Here is a 15,486-nt window from a genome sequence, read left to right as displayed (position 1 = left end):
CAACCGAGAAACTGTCCAACGTCATTTTGGTATTAATGAAATGAGAATTTATAATTAATAATTTGTATGATGGTATTTAAGAATATCTTTTGTAAGGTCATAGGACTCTTTTTGTTCAGCAGTGTGTGTCTATTCGAGTCATGCGCAGAAGGCGAAATGGTTTCTAATGTTGTGTATGCAAATCTGAATAATGTTAAGTCGTTATCAGACAAGGATATTATTGATAGTGTTGAAATCATCTCTCTGCAAGGCACAGATTCGTGGATTCAAAAAATTGATAAGGTTGTAGAATCTGATACTCTTCTGTATGTGATGGATCAAAAGAGCAAAGCTGTTTATGTGTTTTCTCATACAGGAAAATCACTCTCAAAAATATCTAATGTAGGACATGCAGCCAATGAATATATTGAGATAGACGATATTTTTGTTGATAAGCAAGATGGCTGTATCAACATATTGTGTGGGCTTGATAAGAAAATACTGAAATATAATGCTGCTGGTACCAAATTGCTTGAGGTTATAACTCTTCCAATGTCTTTCCGACGAATTGTTTCTTACAATGGCGGATATGTGGGATTTATGGGAAATTGCAGTGAGGATGGAAAAGCGTTTCATAACTTGTGGGTTATGGATAAGGATTTCAAAATTCTAAATTCATACGTTGATATAAATCCCAATCTGGAAGGTATTTATAATAGTGATATCGCTACATTTTCCGAACATGAAAACAACTTGTATTTCTTTTCGAACTCAGGTAGGGAAGTCTATCGATTAAACGGCATCAGCTCTAAGCCGTCTTTGTCGTTTATGTTGGATTGTGGTGAAGCGAATCCTCATCACTTAACGGCTGAAGACTATTCTGATTGGCAGCGTATGTTTGAGATTTCAAACAAGTACGTAATGAACATCAGTGATTTTAGGGAAACGGATAATTATATTATGTTTTATTACCTGTATCAGGGATGTTATTATCTTACGGTACAGAATAAAAAAGAAAACAACACTCAAACCTATAGGTTAGATACGTATTGTGGCGATTATCTTTTCGAGTTCGGACATGTTGTTGACATGACAGACGATGCAATTTATACATCAGTGCAGGCACAATCTGTTTATTATCCTTGGAAGGGTGGAGTTGAGTCTATGGATTTTGAAAAGCGTTATCCTCAGCAAGTAAAAAACATTAGAAAGAAGTTTAAAAATATCAACCCAGATGGGAATCCCTTTATAGTGAAATATTATTTATGCAAAACATTACGATAACTAGGAAATATCTTCTCAAAGATTGTGACGTAGTAGAACGTGTAGACCGATATTCACAAAGTTCATGGTGTATTAAAATAAAGCGTGATTAATTAATAGGGAGGGGCTATGAGGGTCCCCTTCCTTATGCTAGATATGAAAAATATATTGTTTACTGTGGCATTGTGCATAGCCTTATGTTCATGCGACCTGTCGCACAGGTATTACAATCCTGACATCCGAAGAGATAAAGATGTAAGAACCACCAGTGATACACTTCAGTTAAGCGAAATGCAATCTCTGAATGCAGATGTATATAAACTACTTTGCATAGATAGTTATCTGATTTTGGCCCAGAGGGATAAGGATGCCCTTTTTAGGGTGCTGGATACTTCGACCGAAAAAGAACTTGCCGTCTTTGGCCAATTGGGGCATGCACTCAACGAGTTTGGCAACTTCCCATTCTTCGAAGGTCAAATATATTGTCTGCGAGACGAAAAGGGACTACCGCTGCTATTTGTGAAAGATGGGACATGCACAAAGGTTATAGACCTAAGGCGGTCTGTTGCCACGAAGAAGTGTGTAGTGAAAAGTGTCATTAAAGGACAGAACAGAAGTGTTTTTCATAGCACGTTCTATTTGCCTGGTCAGAAACGTTTCATATACAAACGAGTCAGTTACGATGACCCTAGAGACAATTTGTTCTACCCGCCAGAATTCTGTCTCATAGACGACGAAGAGAAGATATGGGATGTTTACCCCGATATAGTAAAACCCAAAGACTTCCCGCAAAGTGTAGATGCAGATTATGATCAAATGTTGATTGTGTCGACAGACGGTCTTCATGTAGCCAGCGTGAATAGCAATATCGATATAACAACGATTTTTGATCTCAGCAAAAAGCAATCATTGGGTATTGTTAATCCTGATAGCTACACGTATGAATTCCTGGAGAAGGAGATAACAGAGTCTAATGCTCATGAAAAGATTAGGCTCTACAACGTGTCTGCTTGTGCAGCTAGGGAAATCTTTGTTGTCTTGGAGAATGGCAAAACCCTTGACGAGATCAACCGTGATGAAGCCAGCGGAAGGGAAAACAAAGGCTTGAAGTTATGTGGCTATGATTGGGATGGCAACTGCCAGTTTGCTTATTGTATAGACAAAAACATTTCTAATATTGCATACGATGATTCACACCATAAAATGTATGCGATAGATGTGGCAAGTGGAAAGTTATATGCTGGTATGTTGAAATAGTGTTGATCTAAGATATAGGAAGATGGAAGAACCCTGGGGATGGTTCTATTGATCAACAGATAACTAGAACCATCCCCATGATCAAACTAGCTGTTGGCTATTGGCTGACGACGTTCACGGCACCCTCGGGGTTGTTGGTGGTGATGTAGTCGATGCCCAAGTCGCGAAACTCACGGAAATGCTCGTCATTGTCAATCGTCCATACGTTTGTGTACATACCCAGCTCATGAGCCTCCTTCACCCATTCCGGATGCTTTTGGAAGACGGCGAGGTGGTAGTCCAGACCGGTGATGCCCAGCTTGTGGAGTTCTTTCGGCGTTATCCATCCGCTGAGGAAGGCTACACGGGCCGTCGGGTCGAGGCGTGCTATCTCTACGCAGGCGGCCAGGGAGAAAGAGATATACTCCACCTTCTTTTGCATGCCGGCCTTGCTCACGGCCTTCACGATCTGTCGCGCCGACTCGAGGTTCTGCTGTAGCGTGCGGCATTCCTTGATTTCGATGATGAGCTTCGTCGAGGTGGTGCTCTTCTTCAGCAGGGCAAGCATATCTTTCAGCTCGGGCATGTGTTCGCCATTCTTCAGAATGAGGGCGCGGCACTCGTCGGCCGTGGCATCCTGCAGGGTGACACCGTCGTAGCTGGCATCATGGTTGACGAAGAGGTGGCCGTCGCGTGTCAGCCAGATGTCTATCTCGCTGCCGTAGATGTCCATGTCGAGGGCGAGCTGCAGCGAGCGGCGTGAGTTCTGTGCAGACCCGTCGACATCCCAGTGGCCGCGGTGGGCGATGACTTGTGTGCCTTTGGGCGACAGGGGCTTTTCTTTTTCTTGTGCTTGAAGGGTTGCCGTCAGCATCGATAGGGTGAGGATTGCGAAGATTTTCAGGGTTTTCATTTTGTTGGTCTTTAATGTTAAATGGTTATATTATTATTTCCAAATGAGAGATCATGGGGATGATACAATCCTATGGATAATTTGGTTGCGAAGTTACGAAATATTCTTCAAGTAGGCTTTGATATGACAGACTTTAACATGATATAGTGCACATTTTTTTGAAATTTTTGTAAAGGAGGCTATTATAGAAATAATAACTTCAAAGGTGTGCTGGGCGTGAAAAATATAGTGGTAAATTGAATTTTGAAAGATTATGGAGAATGTTAAATGTCGAAAATGGAGATAAATGAAGTATTTTCGGTAATACATTTCTTGTTAGTCTGTATTTGTAAAAGGAAGAAAATCAGTTGTTTACATTTTGTATTATCGTAAAACCATTAATACAAACCGTTATTCGATATAAAAATGTCAAAATAATGTGATATCTTTGCAACGACTAAAGACCAATAATACTTTAACCTCGTATTCTCATGAAGAATATAGTAGCAAATGTTCCTAATTGCGTCAATGAATTTCTTTTGAAGTTCGTTGGTACTATCTTTGTTTTATCAAGTATATTTAAGTGGATTGGACTCCGCTCTTTTGCTTATACAGTAAATGACTTTTGTGGCCTGCTGATGGCCAATGTGGAGGCTATGAGTTCGTGTGAAGTAACAGCTAAGGCACAAATAATGGGGTGTTACAGTTTAGTTAATGCTTTTGAGTGAACCTTAGTAAATAATAATTAAGATAAGTATGAAGACTAAATTATATTGTTTAATCGCCTTGATAATGGCGTGTGGTTGTACAGATGACAAGTTCGTCAATGTGAACTATATTACAGACGAAATGCTTGGTCATTCACGCGAATTGGTTATAGACACACTCAACGTTAATGATTCTATATACGTAGGAAGCCGAGACTTTCTTGTTTATAAGGATAGCTTTCTTGTTGTTTTAAATGGTGAGCCTCAAGACGGTTGCTACCTGGAAGTTCGCAGATTAGATAGTGGGAACTTATTACGCCAATTTTTCAGGAAAGGTAATGGCCCAGGAGAACTGCAGAGTGCAAATGTGGATTTAAACAATCACCATCTGTTTGTCAATGACTATGTTAGATCTCAATTCTCTGTCATTAATCTGGATTCTGCTATTCTCAATGGGGAATACCATTGCAGTCTGCTGAAAAATGAGATAACGATGTCTCCCACTGTGGTGCCTTATAAGGACACATACATTATAGAAAACCCCTATTGCTATTGCGATAGTGATGCTCATATTTACCAGGGAATAGAACAAGGCGTTCCTCGTTTTATTATCCTTGGTGAAGGTCGTGAGGAAAATCAGTTTGATCAATATGAGTATAACACAAGAAGCGTAGCTGTTGATGGTAGGATTATATGCGATATGGAAAACAAAAATTATGTTTATGCGCATTTTGGAAAGTCCGAAGTCGAGTTTTACGATAGTACGCTGACACTTACCAACATGGTAAAAGGCCCAAGGATAATGAAAACACAATATAGCGTTTACAGTATTGATGGTAATGATCAAAAAAACGTAATATATAACAATCGTATTCCATACTGCTACTTGGGATATTGCTGTGATGATAGCGACGTTTATTTATTGTACATCGGAGATTATTTGACTAATGAGTCAGACATCAATAAGATGACTACTTACATCTTACGATTCGATTGGAAGGGTCATTTTAAAGCGTCATATCATGTCGGGATGTATTTGACGTCCATATCCAAAGGACGTGATACAGATACGTTCTATGCCACGGCAATCGATAGTAAAGGACAAAGAATGCTAATTAAATTATACTAATGATGAAAAAACGATATTTTGTAGTCTGCTGATGGCTAATGTGGAGGCTATGGCTGATGTGGAAAGACACGAGGTGGTCGTATTCCCGGAACGGCTTCAAGTAAGTGTTATGAAATTAAATAACCAGAATTGCAGAGCCCATAAATCGTGGGTTCTGCAATAAATATAAAGTTAAAATGAAAGAAAGAAATAATATCATTGTTTGTTTGTTGGTTGTTCTTGCCCTTTACGCATGCAATAACAAATGTTATGACCCTGATGAGTTGATAGAAATAGATTATGCAGGAGCTTCAGATACGCTTAAAGGTGAGCAACTAAACACTCAGTTTGGCGTAGTTTCTAAGTTGTATTTTGTTAATACTTATTTGATCGGTTTGACGAGCCAGGCATCTCGTTTTTTTGAGGTGTATCGTCCTGATTATGATACTTGTGTGACTTGTTTCGGCGAGTACGGTCGTAGTCGGAATGACTTTGTAGATGCTCCCCATGAAGCATTTGTCAGAGCGTCAAAAAGCGGCATAGAATTGTGTGTGGCTGATGGCGGCGCACGCATCACAAAAGTTATTGACTTGGAACGCTCGTACCAAAAGTCAAAAACTGTTGTAAAGAGCGTTATTAAGCGTCCGAGTAGTATCTGTGGCTATGAATATCATGTTATACAGAAATCCGAAAAGGACTATGCATTCTATAAAGAGTTGTCTTGTCATGATGCAAGAGACCATATTTATTTCACCCCAAGTATTGGGTTCAACAAACAAGGTGAAGAGACGGTATATGATCTTTATCCCAAGATACTGCCTATAGATGATTATGATATCTTATCTGCTGCGTATGCGGGTGATATTGAAGTTCGGCCTGACTTGGCAAAGTGCGTGCTGGTGCATCTTTTCATTGATCAGATTGATATTGTAGATTTGAACGAACAACATGTAACAGGTGTCAGGGGCAAGGGTGCTTATGATTTTGAATATTTCACGACGATAAAGGATGCTTCTTTGGTCGCAGAGTCTTTGAAAGCCTTCAATATCAATGCGAGTGTGACGGATAACTATATTTTTCAACTGAAGTCAGATAAGACTATTAAAGAAATGATGGAGATAGAAGTAAATGAGCATATACCATATCATTCTACTGTAGTGGTGAGTGATTGGGAGGGGAAAGTTCTTCGCAGTTTTGTGATAAATGAGGCTCTTCGTGCTATTGCATACGACGAGAAGTCCGAATTCTTGTATGGTGTAGATAATTATGGATGTTTGTTTAGATATAAGGTCTCTTTAAAATAATGAAAGCAAGAATTTTTTTCCTTCTTTCCTTATGAAAATGGGCGGCAAGTCTGGTGGTAAAATGAGATGATGAGTGTAGATATGTCAAAATTTTATAAAATGATAAGAGATGTGGCATCGATATGTGTCATTTTTTATATCTTTGTGCCATGAGAAGTGCGCAGGTATTGCCTTTGCCGTGAACAATGACGAGAATGCGTACGGACACTAAAGTAGTAAGTAAAGAGAAAGGATGCAGCTGTCGTCCTGTCAATCAACAACCAATCATTAGAAACCTCCATGAAAGAGAAGATCAGATTAGCCATCACTGCGGCGGCATTCATGCTGTCGGCTGTGGTTCATGCTCAGCAGCTGACACTGAACGACGTGATCCGTATTGCGCAGGAGAACTCGTTTGATGCTCAGGTGGCCAAACTCTCGTTTATGTCCAGCTACTGGACCTACAGGTCTTTCAAGGCCGACCTGAAACCATCGGTCAACCTGTCTGCCAACCTGTTGGGATTCGACCATTCGCTGGTGGGCGTGCGCAACTACGAAACGGGACAGCAGGCCTATGTCGATGAGAATTCGATGTCGAACAGCGTCACGCTGTCGCTCGACCAGAAGATCGTGGAGACGGGGGGCGTGATCTCGCTGAAGTCCTATCTGTACCACCTGCGACAGTTCGACTACAACCTGAACACCATCAACACACAACCGCTGGAGGTGTCTTACTCGCAGCCACTGTTTGCCTACAACGCATCGAAATGGGAAAAGAAGACGGCTCCGCTGCAGTTTGAGATAGCACAGAAGACCTATACTGCTGCCATGCAGGATGTCGCCATGACGACAACGGCACTGTTTTTCAACGTGCTGTCGGCGCAATCGGAGTATAGGCAGAGCGAGACCACGGTGAAAGACCGCGAACAACTGTTGGAGATGGCCCAGCGCAGACTGGAACTGGGCACTACCACACGCAGTGAGATGTTGCAAATGGAGCTGTCGCTGGTGAATGCACGCGTGGCACAGACGTCGAACAAGCTGAACCTAGACAATGCGATGTACAGGCTCTTCTCGTATCTGCGACTTAGCAGCTACGAGGATGCGGTGCTGCTTTCGCCACGCCATGTGCCAGAACTGCTGCTGGTGCCCGACGATGTGGTGCAGAAGGCTTTGCAGAACTCGTCGCACAATGGCGAGATGAAGTTGCAGGAACTCAACGCAGAAATGTCGTTGGCAAGGGCAAAGTCGGCACGTGGGCTGCAGATGACGCTGACGGGCGACGTCGGATTTAGACAGTCGGCCCCCGACTTCCGCGGCGCCTACTCGCATCTGCAAGACAATGAGGTGGTGGGCGTCACCCTGTCGATGCCCATCTTTGACTGGGGCATGAGCAAGGGAAGGGTGAAGATGGCCCAGGCCGAACTGGACGTCATCAAGACCAAAAACGAGCAGGCCCATCTGGACTATGTGCAGGACCTGAGGCGCGACGTGGCAGACTTCAACACGCTGCCCTTGCAGTGCCGAAACGCAGCACGTGCCGAGGAGATTGCCGGAGAGCGCTACGATATAACGAAGAAGCGCTTTGAGACGGGCACCATCTCGGTGACCGACCTAAACACAGCACAACAGGAACTGGAGTCGGCCAAATCGCAATACATCAGTCAGCTGTTCAAGTTCTGGTCGAAATACTATGCCTTACAGAAGACGACGCTCTATGACTGGAGAAATGGTTGTGAGATAACTGTTGATTACGAAAAAATATCGAAGAAATAACATGAAGAACAATGGAATAAAAGCCGCAGTGGCTGTCCTTGCACTGCTGTCGCTGGCTGCCTGCAAAGGTGAAAAGGAAAAGGAAAACAACGAAGACATGGCTGCCATGGAGCAGATGGTGGCCGAGGTTGACACCATTACACTGCAGCGACAGGTGTTTCAAAAGCAACTGCTCTGCAATGGCAAACTGGTGGCAGCACAGAAGGCCGAGCTGCCATGTCCGCAGCCGGGCTCGCTGGTGCAGCGGGTGTGCGTGAAGAACGGACAGGTGGTGAGCAAGGGCACACTGCTCTGTGTGGCCGACACACGGACATACCAGGCAGAGCTGGAAAAGTCGAAGCACGACATGGAGCGGTCGCGCGTGGAACTGCAAGACAAGCTGATAGGGCTGGGCTACGACGGGAATCTTGAAAAGGTGCCTGCCGAGGTGCTGAAGCGCGCCGAGGTGATCTCGGGCTATTATGCCGCGAAGTATCAGTTGCAGGCTTCGCAGAAACAACTGAAGGACTGTGAGCTCCGGGCTCCGTTTGCCGGACGTGTGGCCAATCTGGAAGCGCGCGAGAACCAGCCGGGAGGGAAGTTCTGTGTGCTCATAGACGACGCCTTCTTCGAGGTGGAATTCAAAATTCTGGAGGCAGAGCTGAACTTCGTGAAGACGGGACAGCAGGTGGTGGTGTCGCCCTTTGCAGATAAGGACAAGAGGTATTTGGGCACGGTGACGGGTATCAACCCGATGGTCGACGAGAAAGGACTGGTGGCCGTGACGGCAAGGGTGAAGAACAGCGGCGACGGGATGATGGACGGCATGAACGTGCGCGTCATCGTGGAAAACGCTGTGCCCAACATGCTGGTGGTGCCAAAAGAGGCTGTGGTGGAGCGCGATGGTTATCACGTGATTTTCCTCTACGACAAACAGACACAACGGGCCGTATGGACCTATGTGGATGTGCTGTACAGCAATCTGGGACAGTTTGCCATCACGGGCTGCGAGAAGAAGGAGACCACCCTGCACGAGGGCTCGTGCGTCATTGTCTCGGGCAACCTGAACCTGGCTGACGATACAGAGGTGACCATCAGTCGTGAAAATAAATAAAGAGGTACACTTGATATGCTGAGAAAACTGATACACCGGCCTATCGCCGTAAGCATGATTGTGGTGGCAGTTATGGTGGTGGGCATCGTGGCGCTGCGACACATCCCCGTATCGATGATGCCGCAGATAGACATTCCACGCATCACGGTACAGATGTCGAACCCGGGCGCCTCGGTGACGGAGATAGAGCAGCAGCTGGTGGGCCCCATGCGCCAGCAGCTGGCACAGGTGGCAGGCCTGAAAGACATCGAGAGCGTGTCGCGCATGGACATAGGCACCATCACACTGTCGTTTGAACCCGGTGCCGACATGGACCTGCTGTTCATCGATGTGAACGAGAAGGTGGACCGTGCCATGAACGGATTCGACCGACAGGTGAGCCGACCAAAGATTATCAAGGCCAGCGTGCTGGACATACCAGCCTTCTATGTGGATATCACGACTGCCAACGACAAAGGCGACGACAGTGCAACGTCGGAGCAGAAGCTGGCGCAACTGTCGAAACTGGTGAGAAACGTGATACTGAAGCGCTTCGAACAGATTCCAGAGGTGGCGATGGTGGACTTCAGCGGTACGGTGGGCGTGGAGATTCAGTGCGTGCCCGACATGGACAAACTCAGCGCTATGGGTATAGGCGTGGAAGATATAGAACGCACCATCCGCGACAACAACATCACGCTGGGAGCGCTGAGCGTGGTCAACGGCATCTATCGCTATAGCGTGCATTTCGATGCCCAGATACTGAGCAAGGAGGACATAGAGAACCTCTACGTGAGACATGGCGACCGCATGGCCAGGCTGAAGGACATCTGCGAGGTGAAAGAGCATGCGGCGGTGAGAAACGGCATCGTGAAGAGCAACGGCAAGGATGCGGTGACAATGGCCGTCATCAAGCAGAACGATGCGCAGATGGAGGTGCTGAAGGAACATGTGGAAGAGCTGATGGAACAACTGAGGACAGACTATCCTGACATCGAGCTGGTGGTGAACCGCGACCAGACAGAGCTGCTCTCATACTCTATCAGCAACCTGGAGTGGAACTTTGCGCTGGGTGCGCTGCTGGCCTGCCTGATACTCTTCGTGTTCAATGGCGGATGGCGCACGCCGCTGCTTATCATTATCTCTATTCCGTTGTCGCTGGTGCTGACGCTGCTCTGTTTCTATCTGTTTGGCATCACAATCAACATTATCTCGCTGTCGGGACTGATTCTTGGCGTGGGCATGATGGTGGACAACGCCATCATCGTGATTGACAATATCATGCAGCGGAAAGATGCCGTCAGAGGTACGGGCGAGGTGTTCGTGCCGATGCTGAGCTCGGTGCTGACCACCTGCTCGGTGTTTATACCACTGATATTCCTGAATGGCACCACAGGTGCTCTCTTCTACGACCAGGCCATGGGCGTGACGATGGCTCTGGCCGCCTCGCTGCTGGTGGCGGCCATGGTGATTCCTGTGTATTTCCACAACCTCTACCTGAGAAAGGGACTCCGCGGCAAGAAGCGGGTGACACCGGGCGAGCGACTACTCATGAGGTGGTATGTGCCGATGAACCAGTGGACCATGCGGCATGGCAAGCTGTGCCTGTCGTTCTTCGGCATCGCCGTGGTGCTGATAGCGGTGCTCTTTCCTTTTGTAAAGAAAGAGCGTATGCCGTATATCGAGCATAGCGATGCGCTGATGGTGATAGACTGGAACGCGGGCATATCGGGACACGAGAATGCCCGACGCACGGACGAGGTGCTGCAGGTGGCCAGGCAGAGCATGACCGCAACAACGGCCATGATGGGCACGCAGGAGTTTGTGCTGTCGCATACAGAGGATATCACGGGCAGCGAGGCCATCGTTTATTTCAAGACGGAGAGCAAGGAGGCGCTCGACTCGGCACAGACGGCCATGAGCCAATACCTGGCAAAACACTATCCGAAGGCGAAGGTGGAGTATAAGGTGGCGGGCAACGTGTATGACGCAATATTCCAGACAGACAAACCCGACCTGGAGATAAGATTGCAGAACGTGGACGGCGGAAGACCTTCGGTGGCGCTGGCACGCGAGATGACCGTGGACCTGCACCGCACGTTTCCTGACGTTGGCATACAGCCGGTGGCCGTGGAAGAGAACCTGCAATACGTGGCGGACCTGGAACAGCTGGCTTTCTATCACGTCAGCTATCAGCAGCTGTACAGCCGACTGCACCAACTGTTGGGTGGCAACAAGGTGCATGAGATATCTATCGGCACGCAGATGGTGCCCATCGTGGTGGGACAAGACAGCAGACTGGCTGACGTGGTGATGCAATCGACCATCGCCAACAGCGAGAATGTGGAGATACCCATCTCCTTCCTTGTCAAGGAGAGAAGGGTAGAGAACTATAAACGACTGCATGCCAGCATTGACGGCGAATACTACCCCGTGAGCATAGAGCATGCCGACGATAAGACGGTGGGACGGATGATGAAACACTGCGACAACATCTGTGGGGATAAGAACAGCAAGGTGGCCGTAGGCTATAAGGGCAACTACTTCGAGTCGCGCCAGATGATTGGCGAACTGGCCGTGGTGCTGCTGGTGTCGTTGCTGCTGCTCTATTTCATCATGGCTGCACAGTTTGAGAGTCTGCTGCAGCCGTTTATCATCATCTCGGAGGTGGTGGTTGATGTGAGTGTGGTGCTGCTGGTGCTGTTTGCCTGCGGCGAGTCGCTGAACATCATGTCGATGACGGGACTGGTGGTGATGAGCGGTATCGTGATTAACGACTCTATCCTGAAGGTGGACACGATGAACCGCCTCTATCGCTCGGGACACACACTGCTCCATGCCGTTGTTGAGGCCGGACACCGCCGTCTGAAGCCTATTGTGATGACGTCGCTCACCACCATCCTGGCGCTGGTGCCGTTTTTGCACCGCGGCGACATGGGGTCGGCTCTGCAGTTCCCGTTGTCGCTGACGCTGACCGTGGGAATGGTAGTGGGAACACTGGTCAGTCTGTTCATCGTACCACTGGAATACTACGTAATCTATCATCTTAAAGACCGGAAGAAGAAATGAAACACGCATTCTCCATCCTGCTCACCATGTGTGTGCTCATGATTGTGGGCGCTGCACTCATCACCCGACTGGATGTCAGCGACCAGCCGCGTCCTAGACAGGGGCGCACGCTGACGGTGACATTCGGATGGAACGGCGCGTCGGCCAAGGTGCTGGAACAGGAGGTGACCTCCAGGGTAGAGGGCGTCGTGGGGATGGTCAATGGCGTGGCAAGTGTATCGTCAGAATCGAATTTCGGTCATGGACGGGTGGAGATCAGGTTGAAGCCGGAGGCGTCTGTGTCGAGCGTGAAATTCGAGGTGGCATCGCTGCTGAGACAGCTCCGCGACAAGCTGCCGCCAGGGGTGAGCTATCCGCAACTGGCGGGCGGCGAAGTGGTCACACGGTCGTCGGGCGACTACGATCAACCCATCCTGACGTACCATATCAATGCCGATATGCCCGACAGGGAGATACGGAAGCTGGTGGAGCGACAGGTGAAGCCCTACCTGATGCGTGTGGACGGCGTGAGGACCGTGGACGTGAGTGGCGGCTCGGACCTGGAGATGGAGGTGGCTTACGATGCCGACCTGCTGTCTAACTATGGTATAACGGCGGGCGACCTGGCCGACGCTATCAGGTCGTATCTGGGCAGAGAGAATGTGGTGGGCGATGCTTACAGGCATGACAGCGAAGGGAACCTGTCGCGCATCACGCTCTTTCTGAAGGTGGATGGCGACAAGATAGACTTTGAGTCGATACCGGTGGTGACCGTGGGCGAAAAGATTATCTACCTGAACAACCTGGCTACCTGTTCGTTTAAGGAAAAGGTGCCGCACTTTTTCTATCGTGTGAATGGCATGAACACGGTCTATCTGACGGTGTATGCCGAGGAGAACGTGAACATCAACAAGGTGGCCGCCCAGGTGAAGACCATCATCGACGACTCGGGCGAGGTGAACGGACGGTCTCTCTATTTCACCTGCGACACAGACCGTGCGAAAGAACGATTCTCGGAGTTTCAGGTGCTCATCAGGCGTAGTGCCATCTCGCTGGTCATACTGCTGTTGTTCGTGTTCTTGTGTAAGCGCGACTGGAAGTATCTGTTTATTGTGGCAGTGTCGCTGTTGGCCAACCTGTTGCTTGCCGTGATATGCTATGATCTGTTCGACATGCGTCTGGAACCATTCTCCATGGCGGGCGTGACCATCTCGCTGGGGTTGATTATCGACTCAACCATTGTGATGGTGGACCACTACAGCTATCATCATGACCACCGTGCTTTCACGGGTATTATGGCAGCAATGCTCACCACCATCGGTTCGCTGATTATCGTGTTCTGGTTGCCCGACTCGATGAAGGATTCGCTCTACGACTTTGCGTGGATGATCATTGTGAACCTGGCGGTGGCGCTGTTGGTGTCGGCCTTGTTTGTGCCGGCCTTGGTGACGCGGATGAACTACTCGTGCAGAAAAGCAGGCAGCCCCCGTAACCTCCGCATAATCTTGTTGTGGAATCGCTTCTACAGGGGATATATGAGGGTGGCGCAGCATCGTATCCTGCGATGGCCTATCATGCTGGCATTCTTCGGACTTTTCGGATGGACGCTGTGCCTGTTTCTGGACACGGTGAACAAAAGCCATTACGAGAGAGAGAAGCGCGAGGTGAAGCTCTATATTTCCGGCAAGATGCCGGTAGGCGGCACGGCGGCACAGCTGAACGAGAAGGTGCTCGATGTTGAGGCTTTCCTCTCTACCTTCAAGGAAATCAAACACTTTGAATCGTATGTCAGTGACGGCGGTGCCCAGATGATGGTGGAGTTTACTGACGAGGCGCAGAATACCAGTTTTCCTTATAAGTTGGAAAACAAGACCATCGGTAAGCTGGTGTCTATCGGTGGGGCCGACTGGGCCACACATGGCGTGAGTGAGCGTGGCTTCAGCAACTCGCTCAACCTGCAGTATCGCTCGCAGCAGATAGTGATAGCGGGCTACGACTATGATCAGCTGTACCGCTATGCTGAAATCATGCAGAAGAAGATGAAGGAGAACCCGCGCGTGGTGGACCTGGTGATCAGAAATGTGGGCGAGGGAGAGCAGGAACAGGAGCTGTATATGGAATACGACCGCGAGAAGCTGACTGCCTATGGTATGAACGTCAACGAGATGTATGGGCGGATGGCCAGCATACTCTCTGAATACTATGTAGGAAGGAAGGGAAATACAGACATCGTGTTGCGCCCCCACCAGTATAACAGCTTTGACCAATGGCAGATGGAGAACTCGTTCCTGAAGCTTCAAGACCGCGAGGTGCGTCTGTCGGACTTTATGAACATCTCGCAACGAGAGGCTAAGAAAAGCATCAAGCGCGAGAACCAGGAATATGTCATCACGCTGGCTTTCAACGTGCTGGGGTCGTACAACTACACCTATAATATTGTTCGCCGATACATGGAAGAGTTTGACGCCATGATGCCTGTGGGGTTCCGCTGTCTTCAGAATGAATATAGGTTTGACGAGGAAGAAAACCAGCAATACCTGTTGCTGGGACTGGTGGCCATCATCATCTTCTTTATCTGTAGTATCGTCTTTGAGAGTCTTTACAAGGCCTTGGTCATTATCCTGCTGATACCCATCTCGATGGTCGGCGCCTTCCTGGTCTATCATTTCGGAGGCGTGGAGTTCGGACTTGGTGGCTTTGCGGCCCTGGTGCTGCTCTCGGGACTGACGGTGAATGCCGGCATCTATCTGATGAACGAGTATAACAACAATGGCAAGAACTATCTGCGGGCCTACAATCATAAAATCATTCCCATCCTGCTCACCGTCCTGTCAACGGTGTTGGGACTTGTGCCTTTTGTCTTCGACCAGGACGAAAACCATTTCTGGTATTCCTTTGCGATGGGGTCTATCGGCGGACTGCTCTTCTCTTTGTTGGCATTGGTGTTTGCAATGCCCGTATTTACGCCATCCCGACGCTCCCAAAAGAAGGGAAAAGGGTGAACAGTCTCCTCTCCGTTGGAGCAGGATACTGTTCTTTTTCAATAAGTATTGCATCGGCATATGGTTGCTTTCACGCTGCAATACTTACACTTTCACGCTGCAATACTTACGCTTTCACGC

Annotated in this window: 10 protein-coding genes; 9 read left to right on the top strand and 1 reads right to left on the bottom strand. The window is 48.0% G+C overall.

Features of this window, described 5'->3' with window-relative positions:
* Nucleotides 1-66: 66 nt before the first annotated feature.
* Both T496_RS0110860 and T496_RS0110855 read left to right on the top strand, forming a co-directional pair.
* Nucleotides 67-1,263 carry a 6-bladed beta-propeller gene (locus tag T496_RS0110860; protein WP_027450779.1) on the top strand — a complete coding sequence of 399 codons (1,197 nt, stop codon included), beginning with the start codon at nt 67-69 and terminating at the stop codon, nt 1,261-1,263.
* A 135-nt stretch (nt 1,264-1,398) separates the two neighbouring features.
* Nucleotides 1,399-2,499 (top strand): hypothetical protein, encoded by a 1,101-nt coding sequence (locus T496_RS0110855; protein WP_155808875.1) that lies wholly within the window; start codon nt 1,399-1,401, stop codon nt 2,497-2,499.
* Nucleotides 2,500-2,596: 97 nt separating this feature from the next.
* On the opposite strand, the gene T496_RS0110850 is transcribed toward T496_RS0110855, so the two are convergent.
* Nucleotides 2,597-3,391, bottom strand: a complete 795-nt coding sequence (locus T496_RS0110850; protein WP_027450777.1) for a glycerophosphodiester phosphodiesterase family protein — start codon at nt 3,389-3,391, stop codon at nt 2,597-2,599.
* Nucleotides 3,392-3,861: 470 nt separating this feature from the next.
* Here T496_RS0110850 and T496_RS15265 point away from each other — a divergent pair, with 470 nt between their 5' ends.
* The 7 genes from T496_RS15265 to T496_RS0110810 all read left to right on the top strand — a co-directional run bounded on the left by T496_RS15265 (nt 3,862) and on the right by T496_RS0110810 (nt 15,366).
* A complete protein-coding gene (locus T496_RS15265; protein WP_027450776.1) occupies nt 3,862-4,098 on the top strand; it encodes a hypothetical protein in 237 nt (78 codons plus the stop codon).
* Nucleotides 4,099-4,126: 28 nt separating this feature from the next.
* Nucleotides 4,127-5,206, top strand: coding sequence for a hypothetical protein (locus T496_RS0110840; RefSeq protein ID WP_027450775.1), 1,080 nt, complete (start codon nt 4,127-4,129; stop codon nt 5,204-5,206).
* A gap of 176 nt (nt 5,207-5,382) precedes the next feature.
* The gene (locus T496_RS0110830) at nt 5,383-6,489 is read left to right on the top strand and encodes a hypothetical protein (RefSeq protein WP_027450774.1); all 1,107 of its coding nucleotides are present in this window, start codon (nt 5,383-5,385) and stop codon (nt 6,487-6,489) included.
* A 279-nt stretch (nt 6,490-6,768) separates the two neighbouring features.
* Entirely contained in the window at nt 6,769-8,244 is a 1,476-nt protein-coding gene (locus tag T496_RS0110825) for a TolC family protein (protein ID WP_027450773.1), read from the top strand.
* 1 nt (nt 8,245) lies between these two features.
* A complete protein-coding gene (locus tag T496_RS0110820; protein ID WP_027450772.1) occupies nt 8,246-9,337 on the top strand; it encodes an efflux RND transporter periplasmic adaptor subunit in 1,092 nt (363 codons plus the stop codon).
* Nucleotides 9,338-9,352: 15 nt separating this feature from the next.
* Nucleotides 9,353-12,385, top strand: coding sequence for an efflux RND transporter permease subunit (locus T496_RS0110815; RefSeq protein ID WP_027450771.1), 3,033 nt, complete (start codon nt 9,353-9,355; stop codon nt 12,383-12,385).
* Nucleotides 12,382-15,366: an efflux RND transporter permease subunit gene (locus T496_RS0110810; protein WP_027450770.1), complete on the top strand. Its 2,985-nt coding sequence runs from the start codon at nt 12,382-12,384 to the stop codon at nt 15,364-15,366. The genes T496_RS0110815 and T496_RS0110810 overlap by 4 nt, the downstream gene beginning before the upstream one ends.
* Nucleotides 15,367-15,486 lie beyond the last annotated feature (120 nt).

Origin of the sequence: Xylanibacter brevis P6B11, assembly GCF_000621825.1 — a bacterium.
GTDB classification, from domain to species: Bacteria; Bacteroidota; Bacteroidia; order Bacteroidales; family Bacteroidaceae; genus Prevotella; species Prevotella brevis.
This window is presented reverse-complemented; position numbering and strand designations above follow the sequence as displayed.